The sequence below is a fragment of the Actinosynnema sp. NPDC053489 genome, from assembly GCF_044544865.1.
Lineage (GTDB): Bacteria > Actinomycetota > Actinomycetes > Mycobacteriales > Pseudonocardiaceae > Actinosynnema.
The window spans coordinates 103400-125235 of the sequence record NZ_JBITXT010000010.1; the positions used below are offsets into that span (position 1 = coordinate 103400).

Here is a 21836-nt window from a genome sequence, read left to right on the forward strand (position 1 = left end):
CAACCCCGGTCCGCACGCCGTCCGGCCGTGGAATCCCCGGTAAAATGCCGTGGTGACCGGGAACCTCGATCCGACCGACTGGGCCATCCTCGGCGAGCTGCAACGCGACGGCCGGATCGCGCTCAGCGAGCTGGGTCGCCGGGTCAACCTCAGCGCCTCGGCCACCACCGAACGGGTCCGCCGGTTGGAGGCCGCCGGCGTGATCACCGGCTATCGGGCCGAGGTCGACCTGGCCAAGGTCGGCTACGCGGTGCTCGCCGTCGTCCGGCTCAAGTACCCGGGGAACCGGCACGAGCCGCTGCACGCGCTGATCGCCGACCGCGCGGAGATCCTGGAGTGCCTGCGCACCACGGGCGACGACTGCTACACGCTCAAGGTCGCCGCCACGTCGATGCCGCACCTGGAGCGGGTGGTCGAGGCGCTGACCGGCCTGGGCTCCACGACGACGAACGTGGTCTACCGCCAGACGCTGCCCTACCGCGGGGTGTCACCGACCTGAGCGGGCGCGTCCTGGGCCGGCGCACGGCGAAGGGCCGTCGCCGGCCGGGTTGACCTCTTCGTCGAGGTCTCCAAGGCGTGGGGGAGAGCGCTCTCGCCCCGCGCCCCGCCGTGCCGACGACGGCCCCTCGAACCCGTCAACGCCGCCGCCGTGCGTTGCGGGACGCCACTCTCTGGGAACGTTCCCAGGGGCGACGGTAGCGCACCGCCGGTCAGCGCAGCAAGCGCTTTCCGATACCATTCACGCTGGTGAACGGGTACTTCAGGAGTGCGGGCAGGTGTCGCGGTACTCGGAGATCGCCACCCCGCGCGGCGCGGGGCACAGGAACTGCTCGTACCGGGTGTCGTCGTCGACGAACCGCTTGAGCCAGGCGATGCTGTACTTGGCGATCGTGGTGTTGGAGGTGTTGGGCGCGAAGTGGCTCGCGCCGGCCAGCTCCAGGTACGCCTTGTCCAGCGTGGACGGCAGCCCGGTGTAGAACCGCTCGGAGTGCGTGGCGACCGGCGCGACCGTGTCGTCCTCCGCGCCGACGACCAGGGTGGGCGTCCGCACGGTCGACCACGTCTTGGTGGTGTTCCAGGCGGTCAACGGGATCGCGGCCTGCAGGGTGGGCCGGTCCCGAGCGGCTTCGAGCGCGCCGCCGCCGCCCATCGAGTGGCCCATGACGCCCAGTCGCGTGGCGTCGACGCGGTCGCGCACGGAGCTGCTGCCCGTCAGGTAGTCCAGCGCGGCCAGGAGCTGGTCGCCGCGCGAGGCGGGCTGGTCGTACCGGGAGTTGGTGTCGATGATGAAGACGACGAAGCCCTGCGAGGCCAGGCGCGGCCCGAGCCAGGACAGGCTGGACTGCGAGGCCGTGTAGCCGGGGGCGACCGCGACCGCGCCGAAGGTGCCCTCCGCGGTCGTGGTCGGGTAGTGGATGGTGCCACCGCCGAAGCCGCGCGCGCTCAGCGACGACACGGTCGTCTGGCTGGTCGCGAACGGCCCGCGGACGGCCTCGATGCTCGAGTTGGACGGGGCCGGACCCCGTTCGTAGGGGTTCTCGGCGGCTTGCGCGACCGCACCGGTGAAGCCGAGGGTGACCGCCGCGGCCAGGATCAGGGCGCGACGGGACAGGGGTGACCTCAGTGACATGGTGTGCTCTTCCAGGCGTGGCAAGGACTTGGCGGAGAGAGTCCTGAGTGGACCTTGCTGACCGCGGTCGAGTCTGGTCGATTACCTACTCCGGAGTCAAGTAAGCAATTCCAACCCGAAACCAATTCACGAACCCGGACCGGGACGAAGATCGCGGACCGTAACCGCCACCTGCGAGGAAGCGCTCCCACGGGACTCTTGACCGCGTCCCGGCCGGTAACGAGGATCGGGCGGACACAGCCGTCTGACGAACGGAACACCGATGTCCCGCAGACACCTGGGCGCCGCGCTGGTCGCGGTGCTCGCCGCCGGTCTCCTCACCGGGGGCGCCGCCGCGTCACCCGGCCCGCGCCAGCCGGTCATCGGCGAGCCGCGCACCGAGCACGGCTGCGCCCGCATCGAGAAGGACCTCCCGGAGCTGGCCCAGTGGCCGCGCGTGGAGAGCCGGGTGAAGTCGAACCCCGCCGACGAGCGGCGCGTCAAGAAGATCCTCGCCGGCATGACCCTGGCCGAGAAGGTCGGCCAGATGACCCAGCCGGAGATCGGCGCGATCACCCCCGACGAGGTGCGCGACTACGGCATCGGCTCGGTCCTCAACGGCGGCGGCTCGTGGCCCGACCGCGACAAGCACGCCGCACCGCAGGCGTGGCTCCGCCTGGCCGACGCCTATTGGGACGCGTCCAGGGCCAGCCGCACGAAGGTGCCCGTGATCTGGGGCATCGACGCCGTGCACGGCAACAACAACGTCTACGGCGCGACGGTCTTCCCGCACAACATCGGCCTCGGCGCGGCGCACGACCCGTGCCTGGTCCGGGACATCGGCCGGGCGACCGCCGAGCAGATCCGCGCCACCGGCCAGGACTGGGCGTTCTCGCCCACGCTGGCCGTGCCCCGGGACGACCGCTGGGGCCGCACCTACGAGGGGTTCTCCGAGGACCCGAGGATCACCCGCGCGTACGGCTACGAGGCCACCCGCGGCCTGCAGGGCGGCAGCCGCAACCGGGTCGACGTGCTGGCCACCGCCAAGCACTTCATCGGTGACGGCGGCACGACCGGCGGCAAGGACCAGGGCGTCAACCCCTCGTCCGAGGCCGAGATGATCAACATCCACGGCCAGGGCTACTACGGCGCGCTCGCCGCCGGCGCCCAGACCGTCATGGTGTCGTTCAACAGCTGGACGAACCCCGACCTCGGCATCGAGGAGGGCAAGCTGCACGGCAGCAAGCTCGCCGTGACCGACATCCTCAAGGGCAAGATCGGCTTCGACGGCCTGGTCGTGTCGGACTGGAACGGCATCGGCCAGGTCGCCGGCTGCACCAACGCGAGCTGCCCGCAGGCCATCAACGCGGGCATCGACGTCGTCATGGTGCCCAACGACTGGAAGGCGTTCATCGCCAACACCGTCGCCCAGGTCGAGGACGGCCGGATCCCGGTGGCCCGGATCGACGACGCGGTGACCCGCATCCTGCGCGTCAAGCTGCGCTCGGGCGTGCTCGACGGCGAGAAGCCCTCCCTGCGCGACCACGCCGGGTCCGCCGACGCCCTGGCGGCCCGCGAGCTCGCCCGCAAGGCCGTCCGCGAGAGCCAGGTCCTGCTCAAGAACGACGACCGCGTGCTGCCGCTGAGCCCCCGCTCCAAGGTGCTGGTCGTCGGCAAGAGCGCGGACAGCCTGCAGAACCAGACCGGCGGCTGGACCCTGACCTGGCAGGGCACCGGCAACACCAACGCCGACTTCCCGAACGGCACGACCGTCCTCGGCGGCCTCAAGGAGGCCCTGGGCGAGCGGAACGTGGTCTTCAGCGAGACCGGTGACGTCGACCCGACGGGCTTCGACGCCGTGGTCGCGGTGATCGGCGAGACCCCGTACGCGGAGGGCGTCGGGGACATCGGCAAGCGCACCCTGGAGGCCGCGAAGCTCTACCCGAACGACCTGGCCGTCCTCGACAAGGTCGCCGGCAAGGGCACCCCGGTCGTGACGGTCTACCTCTCCGGCCGCCCGCTGCACGTCAACAAGGAGCTGAACCGCTCGGACGCCTTCGTGGCCGCGTGGCTGCCCGGCACCGAGGGCGGCGGCGTCGCCGACCTGCTCGTGCGCGGCAGGCACACCTACCCCGGCTACACGGGCAAGCTGTCATTCTCCTGGCCGCGCAGCGCCTGCCAGACCCCGCTCAACCCGGGCGCGGAGGGCTACGACCCGCTGTTCAAGCCCGGTTACGGCCTGAGCACCTGGCAGACCGGCCGGGTCGGGGAGCTGGACGAGACCTCGCCGGAGTCCGGCTGCTCGGGCAGCGGCGGTGGCGGCACCGCGACCGAGGACCTGGAACTGCACGTCCGGACCGACGTCGCGCCCTACAAGAGCTACATCGGCTCCCCGGACAACTGGGGCGGCACCGAGCTGGGGCCGGACGGCGAGGCCGCGCACGGCCCGATCACCGTCGTCCCGGCCGACGTGAACGTGCAGGGCGACGCGATGAAGACCACCTGGACCGGCACCGGCCCGGGCCAGGTCTACGTGCAGGACCCGGCGGGCGGCACCGACCTGCGGGGCTACCTCAACGCCGGGGCGGCCCTGGTCTTCGACGTGATCGTCCACCAGCCGCCCGCCGCCCGGACCGTCGTGAGCACGCACTGCCAGTACCCGTGCTTCGCCGAGGTCAACGCGACGGGCCTGTTCACCGCGCTGCCGACCGGCGTGAAGTCGACGGTCAAGATCCCGATCTCCTGCTTCGCCCAGGGAGGGCTGGACCTGGAGAACGTCAACACGCCGTTCCTCGTCTACACCGAAGGCGCGTTCCAGGCGTCCTTCGCGAACATCCGGTGGGTCCCCAAGGCCGCCGCCGACCCCGATGCGAGGACGTGCGCGGAACTGACGTGACCGCGGGTGGGGGCGGGCCCGTCCCGCCCCCACCCCGCTCACCGCCCGACTGCGGTCCGCTCCCGCGGGGCGACCCGCCGCTGCGCCACCACGAGCGCGCCGAGCACCACCGCCGCGCCGACCGCCTGCCACGCCGTGAACCCCTGCCCGAGCGCCAACCACCCGACCGCCGTCGCCACGACCGGGCTGAGCAGGCCGAGGAACGTGACCTGCGTGGCGGCCAGCTCCCGGACGCCCCGGAACCACAGCGCGTACGCCGGCGCGCCACCGACCAGCCCCAGGTAGGCGAAGCCGCCGACGTTCTCGGCAGTCAACGCGGGCGGCAGCCCTTCGACCAGCAGCGCGACCGGCAGCAGCACCACGCCGCCCGCGACCAGCTGCCACCCCGTCACGGCCGGCAGCGGCGCCGGTGCGGCCCACCGCTTGCCCAGCACCACCCCGGCCGCCATCGACACCGCGCCACCCAGCGCCGCCGCCACGCCGACCGCGTCCAGCCGGGCGTCGGCCCGCAGCACGAGCAGCGCCACCCCCGCCACGCCGGCCAGCCCGGCGAGCGCGACGCGCGCGGTCACCCGCTGCCCGAGCAGCACCACCGCCAACCCGGCCACGAGCAGCGGCTGCACCGCGCCGACCGTCGCCGCCACGCCGCCGGGCAGCCGGTACGCGGCCAGGAACAGCAGCGGCAGGAACACGCCGATGTTCAGCGTCCCGAGCACCAGCGACCGCCACCACCACTCGCCGCTCGGCAGCCGCCGCGTGACCGCCACCAGCAGCAACCCGGCGGGCAGCGCCCGCAGCAAGCCCGCCAGCAGCGGTCGGTCGGGCGGCAGGTGCTCGGTGGTGACGTAGTAGGTCGTGCCCCACACGGCCGGGGCGAACGCGGTCACCCATTTGCTTAGCACTAAGACAAAGTAGCTCAGCGCTAAGCTATCTCGGTCGTGACGTACCTCACCGCTAAGGTAGTTCCGTGGCAGACCACGTCGACCTGGTGCTCGGCCAGTGGCACGCGCAGCGGCCCGACCTCGACGTCTCGCCGATGGCGGTGATCGGCAGGCTCGGCCGCCTGGCCCGCCTGGTGGACGTCGAGCTGGGCAAGACCTTCGCCGCCCACGACCTCGACCGGGCGTCGTTCGACGTCCTGGCCACCCTGCGCCGCAGCGCGCCGCCGCACCGGCTGACCCCGACCGAGCTGATGCGGGCCTCCATGGTCACCTCGGGCGCGGTCACCCAGCGGTTGGACCGCCTCGAAGCCCGCGGCCTGGTGGTCCGCGCCCCGAACGAGCACGACGGGCGCGGGGTGGTCGTGTCCCTCACCGACGCCGGACGCGACCTGGTCGACCGGGCGCTGCCCGACCACCTGGCCACGGAGGACCGCCTCCTCCGGGCGCTGCCGCCCGAGGAGCGGTCCCGCCTGGCCGCCGCGCTCAGGCACCTGCTCGAATCGCTCGGCGACCGCTGACGCGTGGTCGCACCCGGCCGGCCCGTCGGCCGCTCCGCCGAGGCGGGAGCGCCGGCCCGCGCCCGGTTCCGACGAAAAGGCGGAAATAGCCGGCGGAAAGTCACCGCGGGTGTTCGCGATTCACACGTCCGGTCGAGTGTCGACCAGTGGGGAGTGAGTAAACTCCCGCGAGTCCGCATATCACAACAGGACAACGGGAAATGTCTATCCCCAGTCAGAGACAAGGGCCGACGTCACCACCCGGACGTGGTCGGGAAGTGCTCGCGCGGAAGTGGTCGTACCTGCTCAGCAGCGCCGTCGCCGTCGCGCTGAGCCGCACCGACCTCGACCGCGAATTGCGCGACCGCTTGGACGACCTGTGCGCGGCCGTGCACGCCCGAGCCTCTTCCGGTCCGTCGGTGAACCCGGCGGGCGAGCAGATCGGCGAACAGCTCGTCGCGCTCGGGTACGTCACCGAGGACGGCCTGCGCGCCACCCTCGGCGTGCTCGGGAAAGGGCTGCTCGGGCTGTCCGAGTTCCAGCCCGCGGAGCGGTACGCCGAACCGGTCGTGGCGGTGCTGGGCGCGTTGTCCTCGGGGTTCCTGGCGGCGAGCAGGCGCGCGGTATTCGAGCAGCAGGAGTCGATGCAGCTGTCGCTGCTCAAGGCGGTCCGCGACGCGCAGTGGCACCTGAGGGAGAGCGAGGCCCGGTTCGAGGAGGTCGCCACCTCGTCCGCCAGCGGCATCCTCGTGGTCGACCCGGAGGGCCGCATCCGGCGGGCCAACGCAGCGATCGGCGAGATCCTCGGCTACTCGACCGAGGAGCTGACCGGGTTCGCCCTGCTCGACCTCGTGCACCCCGCGTCGGTGCGCGCCCTCGGCGACGCGATGCGCTCGCTGCTGGACGGCGAGCGCGAGCGGGTGCGGCAGCCGCAGCGGTTGCTGCGCAAGGACGGCGACGTCGCCCGCATCACGGTCGCCCTGTCGCTGCTGCGCGGCGCGGACGACCGCCCCGGCCACTTCGTCGCCGTGGTCGAGGACGGCACCGAGCTGATGCTGCTGCAGTCGGAGCTGCGGCGGCAGGCGTTGCACGACGTGTTGACCGGGCTGCCGAACCGGCAGTACTTCACCACCTACCTGGAGAGCGCGCTGCGCCGGGCGGACCCGGTGCGCGGCATCAGCGTGTTCCACCTCGACGTGGACGCGTTCGGCATGGTGGGCAACAGCCTCGGCCGACCCACCGGCGAGCGGCTGCTCCGGCACGTCGCGCAGCGGCTGAAGGCCGTGCTGGCGCGGGAGAAGGCGATGATCGCCCGGTTCGACGGCGACGAGTTCGCCGTCCTGGTCGAGAACACCGCCACCACGCCGGACGTGGCCGCCACCGTCGCCGAGATCAACCGGGAGCTGGCCGAGCCGGTCTACTTCGACGACCGCGGGCTGGCCGTGTCGGTGAGCACGGGCGTGGTGCGCCGCCCGCCGCCGGGCTGGGAGCCCGCCGAGGTGATGCGCGCGGCGGAGCAGGCGTTGCGGCGGGCGAAGGCGAGCGGTCGCGGTCAGTGGGCGCTGTTCGACGAGCGGCAGGACGCGGAGGAGCGGCGGGTCGACGCGCTGGCCGTGGCCATGCCGGGCGCGTGGGAGCAGGGTGAGGTCGACGTGCGCTACCAGCCGCTGGTCGGGCTGGCGGAGCGGGCGTTGGCGGGCGTGGTCGCGACGCTGCACTGGGACCGGGGCGACGACCCGGTGGACCACGCCGGGTGCGTCGCGCTGGCGGAGCGGTCCGGCCTGATCCTGCCGCTGGGCGAGTGGCAGCTGTCGACCGCGTGCGGCCAGGTGCGGTGGTGGGGTCGGCGCGCCGGCTCCGCCGCGCCGCTGCACGTCTCGCTGACCCGGAACCAGTCGCGGGACGGCGACCTGGTGCGGAGGGTGCGCCGGGTGCTGGACGGCACGGGCCTGCCCCCGGCGCGGCTGACGATCGGGATGCCGGTCGGCGTGCTGGCGGAGTCCGACGCGGTGGACAACCTGACCGTGCTGGCCGAGCTGGGCGTGGCCACGTCGTTGGACGACTTCGGGCTGGGCCCGGACGACCTGGCGGTGGCCGCGGAGCTGCCGATCCGGTCGGTGCGGGTGGCGGGCCGGCTGGTCGCGCGCCAGGCCGCGGGGCAGGCCGACCACCTGGCCGACCTGGTGCCGCTGGTGGCGCGGGCGGGCGCGCGCGTGCTGGTCGACGGGCTGGCGACGCGCGAGCAGGCCGAGTGGTGGCGCGCGGCGGGCGCGGTGGCGGGCACCGGGCCGTTCTTCGGCGACCCGCTGCCGGCGGGCGCGTTCCACGACCCGATCGAGTGGTACGACTAGCGGCCTCACCGGTGCCGGCTCGCGGCACCGCCGTCCGGACGATGTGGAATCGAGTCTTCACAGGGAGTTTCCTTACCGTTACAGTTCTGGGAGCGCTCCCAGAACTGTCCGGTCAGCGTGGACCGAACGACGGGCCGACTCCGCCACGGGTCGACGAGGTCCCGCACGCGTGAGGAAGTGATGTGGATGACGGAGTTCCCGTCCCGTCTGGACGCGCCCGCGAACGCCCTGCGCACGGTGAGCGTCCCCCTGCTCCGGGGCTCGCTCGGCGTGGTCTTCCTGTGGTTCGGCGCGCTCAAGGTGACCGGCACGACGCCGGTGGCCGAACTGGTCGCCCGGACCGTCCCGTGGCTCGACCCGACCGCGTTCGTGTGCGGGCTCGGGGTGGTCGAGGTGGTGCTGGGCGTCGCCCTGGTGGTGGGCTTCCGGTTGCGCTGGGTGGCGTTGCTGGTCGTGCTCCACCTCGCCGGGACGTTCGCCACGCTCGTCGTGCAGCCGTCCGTCGCGTTCCAGGCGGGCAACCCGCTGCTGCTGACCATGACCGGCGAGTTCGTGGTCAAGAACCTGGTCCTGATCACGGCGGGCCTGGCAGTCATGTCGGCCGACGCACCCGTGCGGCAACGGGTGGCGCGGGCCGACGTCGCCCGGCGGTGATCGCGGTGCCGCGGGGTCCCGACCGGCCCCGCGGCGCCATCACCCCCGACGGGCCAGGTGGTCCGCCACGCCGTCGAGGTACAGGCCCAGCGCGAAGGTGAAGTCGGCGTCCACGTCGCTCTCGTCGTACCGCTCGTCGTGGTCGAACACGCCCGCCTCCACGACCCGGGCCAGCGCCGGCATCCGCCTCGGGTCGACCAGCACCCGCAGCGCGTGCCCGTAGGTGCGGCCGAACGCCTCCGGGTTGTCCTGGAACCCCTCCATCAGCTCGACGCTGAACCGCAGCTGCCCGTGCACCAGGGTGATCAGCCCCATCACCACGCCGACCTTCTCGGCCTCCTCCAGCGGGGTGTCGGCGAGCGTCCCGAGCGCCCGGTCGAACCAGGCCAGGTTGCGCGGTCCGGCGGGCGGCCCGTGCAGCGGGACGCGCGAGTACCAGGGGTGCTTGCGCAGGGCGGTGAGCACGCTGGTGGCCCACGAGGTGAGCCCGGCCCGCCAGTCGCCCCCGGCGGGGATCTCCGGCGGCTCGTCCAGCGCGGCGTCGGCCATCAGCTTGAGCAGCGCCGCCTTGTCGTCCACGTGCCGGTAGAGCGCCATGGTGGAGTTGCCCAGTTCCTTGGCCACCCGCGCCATGGACACCGCGCCGAGCCCCTCGGCGTCGGCGACCTCCATCGCGGCCCGGGTGATGTCGCCGACCGTGAGGGACGGCTTGCGGCCTCGTCGCGGCGGTTCGCGCAGGCCCCACAGCATCGCGATCTCCGCCGGCAGGCCGTCGTCCTCGGTCATGTCCACCCTCTCGTCACCGCCGCCGGCCAGTTTAGGGCTACCGCGAGCAACTGCGTATGAGATACGCTTTTAGGCGTACCTGATACACATCTAGGGGGCAGTGATGATCGTCGAGGCGACCGGCCTGCGCAAGGCGTACGGGTCGACCGCGGTGCTGGACGGGATGGACCTGGAGGTCGCCGAGGGGTCGGTCTTCGCGTTGCTCGGCCCCAACGGCGCGGGCAAGACCACTACGATCCGCATCCTGTCGACGTTGACCCGCCCGGACGGCGGGCGGCTGCGGGTGGCCGGGTTCGACGTGGTGCGGGAACCGGCCCGGGTGCGCGACGTGATCAGCCTGACGGGGCAGTACGCCGCCGTGGACGCCGAGCAGACCGGCCGGGAGAACCTGGTCATGATCGGCAGGCTGCGGCGCCTGGGCCGGGCCGCGGCGAGGGAGCGTGCCGCCGGGCTGCTGGAGAGGTTCGACCTCGTGGCCGCCGCCGACCGCCGGGTCAAGACCTACTCCGGCGGCCTGCGTCGGCGGCTCGACCTGGCCATGAGCCTGGTCGCCGCGCCCAGGGTGGTCTTCCTGGACGAGCCGACCACCGGCCTCGACCCGGCCGCCCGCACGACGATGTGGGACGCCCTGCGCGACCTCGTCCGCACCGGCACCACGATCTTCCTCACCACCCAGTACCTGGACGAGGCCGACCGCCTCGCCGACCGGATCGTGGTGCTGGACCGGGGCAAGGTCGCCGCCCAGGGCACCGCGGACGACCTCAAGGCCCGGGTCGGCGGCGACCGGCTCGACCTGCGCTTCGCCTCCGCCGCCGCGCTCGACGTCGCCGCCGCGGTGCTCGGCGGCTCCACCGACCGCGAGCGGCTGGTGCTCAGCGTCGGCTCCGACGGCAGCGCCGCGCACCTGCACGCCGTGCTGGACGACCTGCGCGCGGCTTCCGCCGTGCCCGTCCGGGTCTCCTCGCACCGGCCCACCCTCGACGACGTCTTCCTCGCCCTGACCACCCGTGAAGGGGTGCCCGCATGAGCCACGCGATCGCCGACTCGCTGACGATGGTCGGCCGCAGCATCCGGCTCGGCAGGCGCAACGTCGACACGCTCGTCATGTCCATCGTCCTGCCGCTGATGATGATGGCGCTGTTCGTGTACGTCTTCGGCGGCGCGATCACCACCGGCACGGCGTACGTCAACTACGTGGTGCCCGGGATCGTCCTGCTCTGCACCGGTTACGGTGCCGCGTCCACCGCGGTGTCCGTCGCCGACGACATGAACGGCGGCATGGTCGACCGCCTCCGGTCGATGCCGGTCGGCGGCTTCGCCGTGCTGACCGGGCACGTCACGGCGAGCGTGGCGCGCAACGCCCTGTCCACCGCGGTCGTGGTCGGCGCGGCGGTCGCGATGGGCTTCCGCCCGTCCGCGGCACCGGTGGAGTGGCTCGCCACCGCCGGGCTCCTCCTGCTCTACGTGCTGGCGCTGTCGTGGCTGGCGGCGGGACTCGGCTCGGTGGCGAAGTCGGTGGAGTCGGCGAGCGCGTTCAGCTTCCTCATGCTGTTCCTGCCCTACCTGAGCAGCGCGTTCGTGCCGACGCACACCATGCCGCCGTTCCTGCGGGGCGTCAGCGAGCACCAGCCGATCACGCCGGTGATCGAGACCGTGCGCGGCCTGCTCACCGGCACGCCGATCGGGGACCGGGGGTGGGTGGCGGTGCTGTGGTGCGTCGGCCTGCTGGCCGCGTCGGTCGCCGTGGCCACCGCCCTGTACCGGCGGCGCGTCAACGACTGATCAGCGCCGGTCCGAGGCCGCCTCGATCACCTCGTCCAGCACCTCCCGGGACCGCACCAGGTCCGTGATCAACCGGTCGATGCGGGCGCGTTCGGCGGTCAGGTCGTCCACCAGCCTCGGGGTGGCGATCTCGGAGGGGCCGCCGTCCGCGTCCCGCATGCACGGCAGCATCAGGGCGATCTTCCTGCTGCTCAGCCCGGCGGCGAACAGCTCCTGGATGCGGATGACCCGGTCCACCGCGCGGTCGGGGTAGTCGCGGTGGCCGCCGGCGGTGCGGTCGGCCGGCAGCAACCCCTGCTGCTCGTAGTACCGCAAGGAGCGCACGCTCACCCCGGTGCGCCGGGCCAGCTCCCCGATCCGCACGCCACACCCCCCGGATGCCTGGTTCGACCTCCACGGTAGCCGAGGGGCCTCCGTCGCCGGCCGGAGCGCGGGATGCTGCCGGACCCCGACCTGCTGTCCCGGATGGCCGCCCAGGGCACCGCGCTGACCCCGACGTCGTCGGTCCTGCAACGGACCGTGCCGGAGGTGCGCGACCGCCCCGACAGCCCGGGGCGGCGGTGGTACCTCCGGGGCGCGCGGGCCCACGCCCCGCTGGTCGCGGCCGCCGCCGAGGCGGGCGTGCGCATCCTGGCGGGGACGGACTCCCTGCCGCACGGCCGGATCGTCGACGAGGTCCGCGCCCTGGCCGCCGCCGGCCTGAGCCACCACGACGCCCTGGCCGCCGCCTCCTGGAGCGCCCGCTCGTACCTGGGCCTGCCGGGCCTGCTCCCGAACGCCCCGGCCGACGCCGTCGTCTACGAGGAGGACCCGCGAACCGACCTGGACCGACTGGCGCACCCGCCGGCCGCGGTCCTGCGCGGTCGCCCGGTGCGCGTGCGGCGGTCCTGAACGCCCGGCCAACGGGGGCGGAGTCGTTGCGGCGCTGCGGGATCGACGCCCTTGACGCTCCACAGTGGACTTTCGGGGCGCTCCCTCGCGGGTGTCGCGATGTCGTGCCCGTCAGGCTCGCGATCACCGTGGCGGGGCGGCCGGATCGCTCCGGCCGCACCACACCTTGTCGGACCGCGGGCCGCCGAACCTCGGCCCTGGTCCCACGCCCTCGTCACCGGACGCGCGTCGTCCCACCCGCGCCCGGCACCGGACGCGGGTCGTCGGGCCGGCGCGGGCACCGGTCCCGTCGTCACCGCGCCCGGAGGCGGGCGCGGTGACACCCCCTTGCGGAGCGGCGCAGCGCGCCGGTGGTACCTGCGATGACCCCCCGGTCACCGCACGTGCCGCTCAGCGCGCCGGTGCGGTCGCGCGGGTGCTGAGCGTGCGCCTCTCGATCTTGCCGACCGGCGTGCGCGGGATCTTGTCGATGAACTCGATCTGCCGGATCTTCTTGTAGGGCGCGACGCGCTCGGCCACCCAGTCCATGATCTCCTGCGCGGTGATGACCTCGCGGGTGACGATGAAGCCCTTCGGGATCTCGCTGGACTCCTCGTCGGGGACGCCGATGACGGCCGCGTCGGCGATCTTGGGGTGCCGCATGAGGATCGCCTCCAGCTCGACCGGCGACACCTGCTGGCCCTTGTACTTGATCAGCTCTTTGATGCGGTCGACCAGGTACAGCTCGCCGCCCTCGTCCAGGTGGCCGAGGTCCCCGGTGTGCAGGAACCCGTCCGGCTCCAGCACGGCCCGCGTCGCCTCGGGCGCGTTCAGGTAGCCCTTCATGACGTGCGGCCCGCGGATGAGGACCTCGCCGTTCTCGTGGGGACCCAGCTCCTCGCCGGTGTCCACGTCCACGATCTTGCACTCGACGCCGGGCGCGGTGCGGCCGACCGACCCCGTGGTGAGGTCCGGCGACTGCATGAACGAGCACATCGCCTCGGTCATGCCGTAGCCCTGGCCGATCTCGCAGCCGATCCGCTCGCGCACCAGCCGGGCGACCTCCGGGTCGAGCGCCGCGCCGCCGGAGACGATCGAGCGCAGCGACGACAGGTCGAACCGGTCGACCAGCGGGCTCTTCGCCAGCAGCACGGCGATCGTCGGCACGATGTACAGGCGGGTGATCCGGTGCTCCTCGATCGCCCGGAGGAACGCCTCCGGCTCGAAGCGCTCCATGGTGACCAGCGTCGTGCCCTGGTGCAGGCTCGCGTTCATCATCATGGACAGCCCGAAGGCGTGGTGGAACGGCGGCATGGCCAGCGCCCGCTCGCCGGGCCCGGTCGGCGCGACGAGGCTCGTCAGCAACGCCTTGGCGATCATGTTGCGGTGCGTCAGCAGTACGCCCTTGGGCAGGCCCGTGCTGCCGCTGGAGTGCAGCACGGTGACCACGTCCTCGGACGGGTCCAGCGCCGTCTCGACGATCTCGCCGTGCGTGAGCAGCGAGGAGAACGGCGTGGCGCCCTCCGCCCCGCCGAGCACGATCACGTGCTCGACGTCGGTGCGGTCGAGGAAGCCGGTGACCTTGGGCATCTCGTGCGGCACGGTCACCAGGAAGCGCGTGCCCGCCTCCTCCATCCGGTCGACCAGGTCGTCGGAGGTGTCGAGCGGGTTGAGCGCGACGACGATGCCGCCCGCCAGCGCGGCGGCGTGGTAGGCGATGGGGTACTCCGGCACGTTCGGGGCGAGGATGGCGAGCACGTCGCCCTTGCGCAGCCCCAGCTCCCGCAGGCCCTGGGCGGCCCGCCGGACGTTCGCGGCCAGTTCCGCGAAGGTGTAGGAGGCGTTCCCGGAGACGTCGGTCGTCGCGACCGCGGAGCCGTGCTCCTCCGCGTGCCGCAGGACCCACGAGGTGAGCGATGTCCGGGGCAGCTCGACGTCGGGACCGGCGACCGTCATGCTTTCACGTCCGCGGGTCGGTTGTACGTGGACAGCCCCGGCTGGTACGCGCGCTTCTCGAACTGCTTGAGCGCCACGTTGATCCACTCGTTGCCGCTGAGCCGGGACAGCTCCCACAGCTTCGCCTGGTCGTAGTCGATGGCGGCGGGCAGGTCGAGCTGGGTGGTGCGCTCGTAGACCTGCTTGGCCAGCGCCAGGGTGACCGGGTTCTTCTTCACGATCTTGCGGACGATCCGGTCGGTGGCCGCGTCCAGCTCGCCGGCGGGCACGGCGAGGTTGACCAGGCCGTACTCGGCGGCCTGGGCGCCGGTCATCGTGTCGCCGGTGAGGATGTAGTACAGCGCCTTCTTGCGCGGCAGGTTGTGCGTGGCCGCCCACGTCGCGCCGCCCGCCGGGAAGATGCCGAAGTTGATCTCCGACAGGCCGAACAGCACCTCCTCGTCCGTGACGGCCAGGTCGCACAGCCCGGCCACCAGGAAGCCGCCGCCGAAGGCGAACCCGTTGACCTTCGCGATCGTGACGGCGGGGAACGCCTTGAGGCGCTGGAACCACCGGAGCGCGACCAGGTTGGTCTTGTAGAACAGCTGCGGGTCGTCGAACGGCTGCAGGAAGCACTCCTCCAGGTCCATGCCGGCGCTGAAGCTGTCACCGGTGCCGGTGATCACCACGGCCTTGACGTCCCCGGCTTCCTCGATGGCGTCCAGGGCGGCGTTCATGTCCCGGTGCATCTGGGGGTTCATCGCGTTCTTCTTGTCCGGCCTGTTCAAGTGGATCGTGGCGGTGGGGCCGTCGATCTCCAGGTTCACGGTTGCCAGCGTGATCATGTATAGGCCTTTCTTATTGCAGGCGAGGGGGCGCGCCTCACTGTCGACCGTTCGGCCGGTTCATTGGGGGGAAAGGCTGGGATGGCTGGGCCAACGGTGCAGCCAGCATCTCTCCGGGGGTGGCCGCATTACTTCTTCCAGCGTGCCTTGCTGCATGTCCCCGGGCTGGATCGCAAAACAGCGAAACGTCGCTATGTCGTCAGCTCGCGCGAAGGAGAATATTCCGGTGAAGAGGTCACGAAAAGGGCATCCGGGAGTTACGCGGCGTACCGGCGACGTCACGGGGCGCCACGAAGTCGCGGATCGGACCGGCGATCCGCGCGAGGTGGTCTGAACCTTTCCGGGGTCTGGGGGAGGGGTCTCGGGGAGGGGGTGCGGGCCCGGTCGGCCGGTCCGCCGGCGCCCGGTTCGTCCTGCAACTAGAAGGTTGCACGACGCGAGCCCGACGTGCAATCATCTGGTTGCACTGAACGCCGGAACCGCAAGGAGTTATCCCCATGAGCGAAGACCGGATCGAGCGTGACACCCTGATCGACGCCTCGGTCGAGCGCGTCTGGTCGCTGGTGTCCGCACCCGGCTTCTGGGTGGCCGACGCCGAGAGCATCAAGGGCACGACCGCCGTCGAGGGTGAGTCGATGGTCGCCAAGAACCCCGACAACGGCGACTTCCCGGTGCGCGTGGTCAAGGTGGAGCCGCAGTCCTACGTGGCCTACCGCTGGGCTCCGGCCACCCCGGGCGAGGAGCTGACCGAGGACAACAGCACCCTGGTGGAGTTCACGCTGTCCGCCGAGGACGGCAAGACCCGCCTCACGGTGGTCGAGAGCGGCTTCGCCGCGCTGGCCGTGCCCGACGACGTGCGCGAGCAGACGGTCAAGAACCTCACCGCCGGCTGGCCGCACGTGCTCGCCGATGCCAAGCAGCGCGTCGAAGAGTCGACTGTGTGAGGGCGGAACCCGACGACGCGGTCGAGGAGGTCGGCAGCGTTCTCGTCGCGCTCGCCGACCCCACCCGTCGCCGACTGCTCGACATCCTCGCCGCCCAGGGCGCGGTCACCGCGACGACGCTCGCCGAGCGGCTGCCCGTCTCCCGGCAGGCGATCGTCAAGCACCTCGCCGTCCTGGACGCCGCCGGCCTCGTCGTCGGCAGCCGGGTGGGGCGCGAGGTGAGGTACTCGCTGCGGCCCGCGGGGCTCGACACCACCACCAGGTGGATGTCCTCGCTCGCGGCCGACTGGGACCGCCGGCTGGCGGCCATCAAGCGCGCCGCCGAGGCGGCCGAACGCGACTTCAACTAGCACCGGGCGCGCGGCGTGGGCACGACCGCCGCCGCGACCCGTGACCACACGAACGAGGAGATTCCGACATGACGACGCTCAAGCCCGGGAGCATGCTGCTCGGCACCACCCGCCCCGCCGAGATGCGGGAGTGGTACGTCAAGGCGCTGGCGCCGGAGTTCACCGGCGAGGGCGCGATCGACCTCGGCGGCTTCCTGCTGGTCATCGACGGCCGCGACGACGTCGACGTCAAGAACAGCGAGCCGGGCCGCACGATCATCAACTTCCACGTCGAGGACTTCGACGCCATGGAGGCCCAGCTCAACGCGGCCGGCGTGGAGTGGATCTCCATCGAGGACCGGGAGAAGGGCAAGTTCGGCACGTTCGCCGACCCGGACGGCAACTACCTCCAGATCATCCAGTGGAAATAGCGAGCCCTCGGTCCGGACGTCCTCGCGTGCCCGGTTGGCGTCTCCCGTCGACCGGGCACGGCACCCCACCGCCCCGGTGCGCCCCCGGTCGCCGGGCCGGCGCGGACAGGTCGGTCGACCCCGTTAGTTGAGACGGCTCCACGCAACAGGACAAGGAAGAGTGCAGATGAGTACGCAGCAAGCGGCAGTGAGCCCGGGGAGGGCGAACCTCGCCCTGGCCACGCTGTTCCTGGGAATGTTCGTTCTGGGCAGTGGCGAGCTGCTCGTGGTCGGCGTCCTTGACCGGATCGCCGCCGACCTCCAGGTGACCATCCCCGCGGCGGGCACCCTGGTGACCGTGTACGCGCTGGGCCTGGCCATCGGCGGTCCGATCCTGACCGCGCTGACGATCAAGGTGGACCGCAAGCTGGTCCTCATCGGCTCGGTCGTGCTGTTCATCGCGTGCAACGTGATCGCGGTCCTGACCGCCCAGTACGGCCTGTTCCTCGTGCTGCGCTTCCTCATCGGCGCGTCGCAGGGCCTGTTCATCGCCGGCGCGTTCATCGCCGCCATGGCGGTCGTGACGCCGGAGCGCATGGGCGCCGCGATCGGCATCGTCATCTCCGGCGTCGCGCTGTCCGGCGCGCTGGGCGTGCCGCTGGGCACCCTGGTCGGCCAGACCCTCGGCTGGCGCGGCTCGTTCGTGGCGATCGTGGTCGGCGCGGTCATCACCCTGGTCGGCCTGCTGACGCTCATCCCGTCGGTGCCGCCCGCCGGCGCGGGCGCCGCGCACCAGGCGAAGTACGCGTTCGCGCCCAAGGTGCTCGCCGTGCTGTTCCTGAACTTCATCGTGTTCTCGGCGACGTTCGCGGCGCTGACGTACCTGGTGCCGTTCCTGCAGGGCGTCACCGGCATCTCCGGCGGCATGCTCAGCGTGTTCCTGCTGGCGTACGGCGCGGCCACGGCGATCGGCTCGTTCCGCGGCGGCAAGTTCGCCGACTGGAACGCGAGCCGCACGCTGATCATCGGGTCCATCGGCCTGGCCGCGTCGCTGCTGGTGCTCTACTTCGTCGGCACGATCGCGTGGCTCGTGGCGCTCGCCCTGATCGCGTGGGGCCTGTCGTTCTACAGCATCGTCCCGTCGCTGCAGGTCCGGGTGATCACCCTGGCCGGCCCCGGCGGCCAGCTCGCGCAGTCGCTGCCGGTGTCCGCGGCCAACGTCGGCATCGCGTTCGGCGCGTTCGCGGGCGGTGTCGCGATCGACAACTACACCGCTTCCGCCCCCGTCATCGCGGGCTTCATCTTCGCCCTGGTGACCATCGCGGTCGCCTGGGGCACCAGCTACCTGAAGGCGCCGGTCGTCGAGGAGCCGTCCACGACGACCCAGACCGCGACGGAACCGGCGTAACGCCACCCCTCGGACCACCTGTCGCACCCCTCGGGTGGCACGGTGGTGGCGGCCCGATCCCCGTCACCACCGTGCCATCGGTTTTCGCAATACCGCTCGGCCGCCATTGACCATGGCGGCCGATCTTGCGGAATGCGAGGTATTAACCGGCGGATATGGCAACGAGGAAGTGGTCGCGAGACCGACCGCGGTGAGAGGGTTTCCAGGAACCCCCCATTTCGCACACACAGGAAAGGTGTGCCATGAATGACCCGCAGGTAACACCGGGCCAGGGCGCGGCAACCGAGGTCGGTCACCGGTTCATCGAGGTCAACGGAATCCGCGTGCACATCGCCGAGAAGGGCGAGGGGCCGCTGGTCGTGCTGCTGCACGGCTTCCCCGAGACGTGGTACTCCTGGCGGCACCAGTTCGACGCCCTCGCGGCGGCCGGCTACCACGTGGTCGCGCCCGACCAGCGCGGCTACGGCCGGACCGACCGCCCCGAGGCGGTCGAGCAGTACTCCCAGCTGCACCTCGTCGGCGACGTCGTCGGCCTGATCGACGCGCTCGGCGCGGAGAAGGCCGTGCTGGTGGGCCACGACTGGGGCTCGCCGGTCGCCTGGAACACCGCGCTGCTGCGGCCCGACCGCGTCAGCGGCGTCGTCGCCCTGAGCCTGCCGTACCTGCCGCGCGGCCCGGTGAGCGCCCTGACCGGCTTGACCCAGGCGCTCGGCCCCGGCTTCTACATGAACTACATCCAGCAGCCCGGCGTGGCGGACGCCGAGCTGGCGCGCGACCCGCGCGGCAGCGTGCTGCGCTTCTTCCAGTGGGGCTTCGGCGACTCGCCGCAGGCCGACGCGCCCACCCTGCCGATCGTGCCCGAGGGCGGCACGCTCTCCGACCTCCTGCCGGAGCCGGGCGAGTTGCCCGACTGGCTGACCGAGGCCGACCTCGACGCCTACGCGGAGGACTTCGCCCGCACCGGGTTCACCGGCGGCCTCAACTGGTGGCGGACGATGGACCTGTCCTGGGAGCTGACGGCGCCGTGGCAGACCGCGCCGATGACCACCCCGGCGCTGTACGTGCACGGCGAGCGGGACGGCAGCGTCCAGCTCCCCGGCTTCGACCAGCTGATCGCCAACCTCCAGTACCTCGTCCCCAACCTGACCCGCACGGTCGTGCTGCCCGGCGTCGGGCACTGGACGCAGCAGGAACGGCCCGAAGAGGTCAACGCGGAACTGCTGAAGTTCCTGTCCGGCCTCTGAACCGGAACACCGCCGACCGAACACCGCCGACCGAACGCCCCCGGAACCGGACCGCTTTTTCCCGAACCGCGGTCCGACCGCTTTTCCTCCACGCGGTGGAACGCCGCCGGCCACGCCCCGGCGGCGTCCCGTTCCCTACCGGTGGGTGCCGAACCCGGTGGACACGTGGTCCCACGCCATCGGGACGGGAATGACGTAGGTGGGGTTCTGCGGCCACCCGGCCGGCGAATCCTCCCAGTCCTCGCGCCGGCCGTACGGGGTGAGGTCCAGGACACCGGTCGTGAAAACGAGCCTCTCGATTCCGCGGGCGGTGGTGCTGTACGTGCGGTAGACCTCGTCGCCGTCGCGCAGGAAAGCGGTGAGCATGAAGCCGCCACCGGCGTCGCAATCCGCGGCGAACGACGTGCCCCGGGACGAGACGAAAGGCATCGTCCACCCCATCCTCGCTTTGTACCGCTCGATCTGCTCCAGCGGCATGTCCGACGCGACCACCCAGGTCACGCCCTTCTCGGCCAGCAGCCGGGGCGCGCTCCCGGGGATGTTGTCGGTGAACCACGTGCAGCCGGGGCAGTAGCGGTCCGGGCCGTTGTCCATGAATTGGTAGACGATCAACTCGTCACGACCGTCGAACAGGTCGAGGAGCGACTTCCCGCCCGTCGGCGTGGCGAACGTGTAAGCGCTGTCGAACTTCACCATGGGTAACCGGCGGCGACGCGCGGCGAGTGCGTCGGCCGCCCGCGTCACTTCCTTCTCCGCGGCGCGCAGCTCGTCCCGGGCCCGCTGCCACTCCGCCGACGACACGATCTCCGGTTTCGGTTTGTCCATGGAAAGACTGTACCGGGACCGAACCGGACGAATCGATTGCAGATCATTGTCGCCGGAACACCGCAACGTGGAAGAAGTCCCGATTGCGGCACCGTGCCAGAGTTGTCCACAACCGACGGTGAATCGTTGCCCAGTCGAACAGCAGGGGCCAGACCTGCTGCACGGTCCCGCGGATACCGCCAACGTCCGGCGGAAGTTCCACTCCACTTTCCTGACCCTGTCACCGTATCGAGGAGCAGAGATGACGATCAGTGAGGCGCCGCCGCAGGCTGACCTCGTCGGCCGGGCAACGGACCTGGTCGAGGTGATCCGCAAGCACGTCGCGTGGCAAGATGAGAACCGGGTCATCCACGAAGAGGTGATCCAGGCGATCACGGACGCCGGGATCATGCGGATGCGGGTCCCGGTGCGCTACGGCGGCTACGAGTCCGACGTGCGGACCGTGTCCGCCGTGATCAGCGAGCTGGCGCGGGGCGACGGCTCGGTCGGGTGGACCATCAGCACGTTGACGATGGGCTCCTGGCTGGCCGGCCTGTTCCCCGACGAGGTGCAGGACGAGATCTTCGCCGACCCGGACGTCCGGATCGCGGGCGGCGTGAACGCCAGCGGCGTGGCGACCCCGGTCGACGGCGGCGTGATCCTCAACGGTCGGTGGCACTTCAACTCCGGCGCCCCGCACGCCCAGTGGGACACCCACTCCGTGCTGCTGGCCACTGAGGACGGTGGCTTCGTCCCGGCCACGGTCGCGGTGCCGCTGTCGGACCTGACCATCGTGGACGACTGGCACACCGCCGGCCTGCGGGCCACGGGCAGCGTCACGACGATCGCGGACAACGTCTTCGTGCCCTCGGCGCGGGTGCTGGAGATGCTGCCGGTGTTCATGCACGGTCAGCACCAGTCGAAGCTGAACGCGGACTCCCTGACGTGGAAGCTGCCGTTCGTGCCGCACGCCGTCGCGGTGACCAGCTCCTCGGCGCTGGGCATGGCGAAGGCGGCCAAGGAAGCGTTCTTCGAGCGGCTGCCCAGCCGGAAGATCACCTACACCAACTACGAGCGCCAGGCCGACGCCCCCATCACCCACCTGCAGGTGGCCGAGGCGGCGGTGAAGCTGGACGAGGCCGAGTTCCACGTGCGCCGCGCGGCGGAGCGCCTGGACACCAAGGCGCTGGCCGGCGAGCAGTGGTCGGTGGAGGAGCGCGCCCTGGGCAAGATGGACGCGGCGGCGGCGTGCCTGCGCTCGAAGGAGGCGGTGGACATCCTCAACACCGCGAGCGGCGGTTCGTCGATCTACTCCGACCAGTCGATGCAGCGCATCGAGCGGGACATCCAGGCGCTGAACCTCAACGGCGTGCTGCACCCGAACTCGAACCTGGAGACCTACGGCCGCGTGCTGTGCGGCCTGGAGCCGAACACCAACCTGCTCTAGTCGCCGACGACCACGTGGCCGGGCCACCGCCCGGCCACGTGGTCGCCGCGGTCGAGCGGTTCCCGCTCCGGTGCCCGGTACCCG

21 protein-coding genes are annotated in these 21836 nt (G+C 71.7%); 14 read left to right on the forward strand and 7 right to left on the reverse strand.

The window, feature by feature from the left end; translation table 11 throughout:
• Positions 1–52 precede the first annotated feature (52 nt).
• The gene (locus tag ACIGNX_RS23070; protein ID WP_396542746.1) at positions 53–499 is read left to right on the forward strand and encodes an Lrp/AsnC family transcriptional regulator; all 447 of its coding nucleotides are present in this window, start codon (positions 53–55) and stop codon (positions 497–499) included.
• 261 nt (positions 500–760) lie between these two features.
• Here ACIGNX_RS23070 and ACIGNX_RS23075 read toward each other — a convergent pair whose 3' ends face one another.
• On the reverse strand, positions 761–1630 hold the full coding sequence (locus tag ACIGNX_RS23075) for an alpha/beta hydrolase family protein (RefSeq protein ID WP_396542747.1): 870 nt from the start codon (positions 1628–1630) through the stop codon (positions 761–763).
• A 262-nt stretch (positions 1631–1892) separates the two neighbouring features.
• On the opposite strand from ACIGNX_RS23075, the gene ACIGNX_RS23080 reads away from it, so the two are divergent.
• Positions 1893–4505 carry a glycoside hydrolase family 3 protein gene (locus ACIGNX_RS23080; RefSeq protein WP_396542748.1) on the forward strand — a complete coding sequence of 871 codons (2613 nt, stop codon included), beginning with the start codon at positions 1893–1895 and terminating at the stop codon, positions 4503–4505.
• A gap of 38 nt (positions 4506–4543) precedes the next feature.
• On the opposite strand, the gene ACIGNX_RS23085 is transcribed toward ACIGNX_RS23080, so the two are convergent.
• Positions 4544–5407 (reverse strand): EamA family transporter, encoded by an 864-nt coding sequence (locus tag ACIGNX_RS23085; RefSeq protein WP_396542749.1) that lies wholly within the window; start codon positions 5405–5407, stop codon positions 4544–4546.
• A 65-nt stretch (positions 5408–5472) separates the two neighbouring features.
• Here ACIGNX_RS23085 and ACIGNX_RS23090 point away from each other — a divergent pair, with 65 nt between their 5' ends.
• From ACIGNX_RS23090 to ACIGNX_RS23100, 3 genes are all read left to right on the forward strand, one after another.
• A complete protein-coding gene (locus tag ACIGNX_RS23090; protein WP_396542750.1) occupies positions 5473–5964 on the forward strand; it encodes a MarR family winged helix-turn-helix transcriptional regulator in 492 nt (163 codons plus the stop codon).
• A 257-nt stretch (positions 5965–6221) separates the two neighbouring features.
• On the forward strand, positions 6222–8294 hold the full coding sequence (locus ACIGNX_RS23095) for a putative bifunctional diguanylate cyclase/phosphodiesterase (RefSeq protein ID WP_396542751.1): 2073 nt from the start codon (positions 6222–6224) through the stop codon (positions 8292–8294).
• 186 nt (positions 8295–8480) lie between these two features.
• Positions 8481–8948: a DUF417 family protein gene (locus ACIGNX_RS23100; protein ID WP_396542752.1), complete on the forward strand. Its 468-nt coding sequence runs from the start codon at positions 8481–8483 to the stop codon at positions 8946–8948.
• A 39-nt stretch (positions 8949–8987) separates the two neighbouring features.
• Here the strand turns inward: ACIGNX_RS23100 and ACIGNX_RS23105 are convergent, their stop codons facing one another.
• Positions 8988–9734 (reverse strand): TetR/AcrR family transcriptional regulator, encoded by a 747-nt coding sequence (locus ACIGNX_RS23105; protein WP_396542753.1) that lies wholly within the window; start codon positions 9732–9734, stop codon positions 8988–8990.
• 103 nt (positions 9735–9837) lie between these two features.
• On the opposite strand from ACIGNX_RS23105, the gene ACIGNX_RS23110 reads away from it, so the two are divergent.
• On the forward strand, positions 9838–10761 hold the full coding sequence (locus ACIGNX_RS23110) for an ATP-binding cassette domain-containing protein (protein WP_396542754.1): 924 nt from the start codon (positions 9838–9840) through the stop codon (positions 10759–10761).
• Positions 10758–11516, forward strand: coding sequence for an ABC transporter permease (locus ACIGNX_RS23115; RefSeq protein ID WP_396542755.1), 759 nt, complete (start codon positions 10758–10760; stop codon positions 11514–11516). The genes ACIGNX_RS23110 and ACIGNX_RS23115 overlap by 4 nt, the downstream gene beginning before the upstream one ends.
• Here ACIGNX_RS23115 and ACIGNX_RS23120 read toward each other — a convergent pair whose 3' ends face one another.
• On the reverse strand, positions 11517–11879 hold the full coding sequence (locus tag ACIGNX_RS23120; RefSeq protein ID WP_396542756.1) for a MerR family transcriptional regulator: 363 nt from the start codon (positions 11877–11879) through the stop codon (positions 11517–11519). It abuts the gene before it with no gap.
• Positions 11880–11951: 72 nt separating this feature from the next.
• Between ACIGNX_RS23120 and ACIGNX_RS23125 the strand changes: the two genes are divergently transcribed.
• Positions 11952–12407 (forward strand): amidohydrolase family protein, encoded by a 456-nt coding sequence (locus ACIGNX_RS23125; protein WP_396542757.1) that lies wholly within the window; start codon positions 11952–11954, stop codon positions 12405–12407.
• A gap of 390 nt (positions 12408–12797) precedes the next feature.
• Here ACIGNX_RS23125 and ACIGNX_RS23130 read toward each other — a convergent pair whose 3' ends face one another.
• Positions 12798–14342, reverse strand: a complete 1545-nt coding sequence (locus ACIGNX_RS23130) for an AMP-binding protein (RefSeq protein ID WP_396542758.1) — start codon at positions 14340–14342, stop codon at positions 12798–12800.
• Complete coding sequence (locus ACIGNX_RS23135; RefSeq protein ID WP_396542759.1) at positions 14339–15166, reverse strand: p-hydroxycinnamoyl CoA hydratase/lyase; 828 nt, start codon at positions 15164–15166, stop codon at positions 14339–14341. The genes ACIGNX_RS23130 and ACIGNX_RS23135 overlap by 4 nt, the downstream gene beginning before the upstream one ends.
• Positions 15167–15663: 497 nt before the next feature.
• On the opposite strand from ACIGNX_RS23135, the gene ACIGNX_RS23140 reads away from it, so the two are divergent.
• The 5 genes from ACIGNX_RS23140 (at position 15664) to ACIGNX_RS23160 (ending at position 19501) form a co-directional block, all read left to right on the forward strand.
• Positions 15664–16110, forward strand: a complete 447-nt coding sequence (locus tag ACIGNX_RS23140; protein WP_396542760.1) for an SRPBCC domain-containing protein — start codon at positions 15664–15666, stop codon at positions 16108–16110.
• Positions 16107–16460 carry an ArsR/SmtB family transcription factor gene (locus tag ACIGNX_RS23145; RefSeq protein WP_396542761.1) on the forward strand — a complete coding sequence of 118 codons (354 nt, stop codon included), beginning with the start codon at positions 16107–16109 and terminating at the stop codon, positions 16458–16460. Before ACIGNX_RS23140 ends, ACIGNX_RS23145 begins: the two co-directional genes overlap by 4 nt.
• A 68-nt stretch (positions 16461–16528) precedes the next feature.
• Complete coding sequence (locus tag ACIGNX_RS23150) at positions 16529–16870, forward strand: VOC family protein (RefSeq protein WP_396542762.1); 342 nt, start codon at positions 16529–16531, stop codon at positions 16868–16870.
• Between the two features lie 166 nt (positions 16871–17036).
• Positions 17037–18257: an MFS transporter gene (locus tag ACIGNX_RS23155; protein ID WP_396542763.1), complete on the forward strand. Its 1221-nt coding sequence runs from the start codon at positions 17037–17039 to the stop codon at positions 18255–18257.
• Positions 18258–18499: 242 nt separating this feature from the next.
• Entirely contained in the window at positions 18500–19501 is a 1002-nt protein-coding gene (locus ACIGNX_RS23160; RefSeq protein ID WP_396542764.1) for an alpha/beta fold hydrolase, read from the forward strand.
• Between the two features lie 135 nt (positions 19502–19636).
• Here ACIGNX_RS23160 and ACIGNX_RS23165 read toward each other — a convergent pair whose 3' ends face one another.
• Positions 19637–20326 carry a DUF899 family protein gene (locus ACIGNX_RS23165; protein WP_396542765.1) on the reverse strand — a complete coding sequence of 230 codons (690 nt, stop codon included), beginning with the start codon at positions 20324–20326 and terminating at the stop codon, positions 19637–19639.
• 241 nt (positions 20327–20567) lie between these two features.
• Here ACIGNX_RS23165 and ACIGNX_RS23170 point away from each other — a divergent pair, with 241 nt between their 5' ends.
• Positions 20568–21752: an acyl-CoA dehydrogenase family protein gene (locus tag ACIGNX_RS23170; protein ID WP_396542766.1), complete on the forward strand. Its 1185-nt coding sequence runs from the start codon at positions 20568–20570 to the stop codon at positions 21750–21752.
• Positions 21753–21836 lie beyond the last annotated feature (84 nt).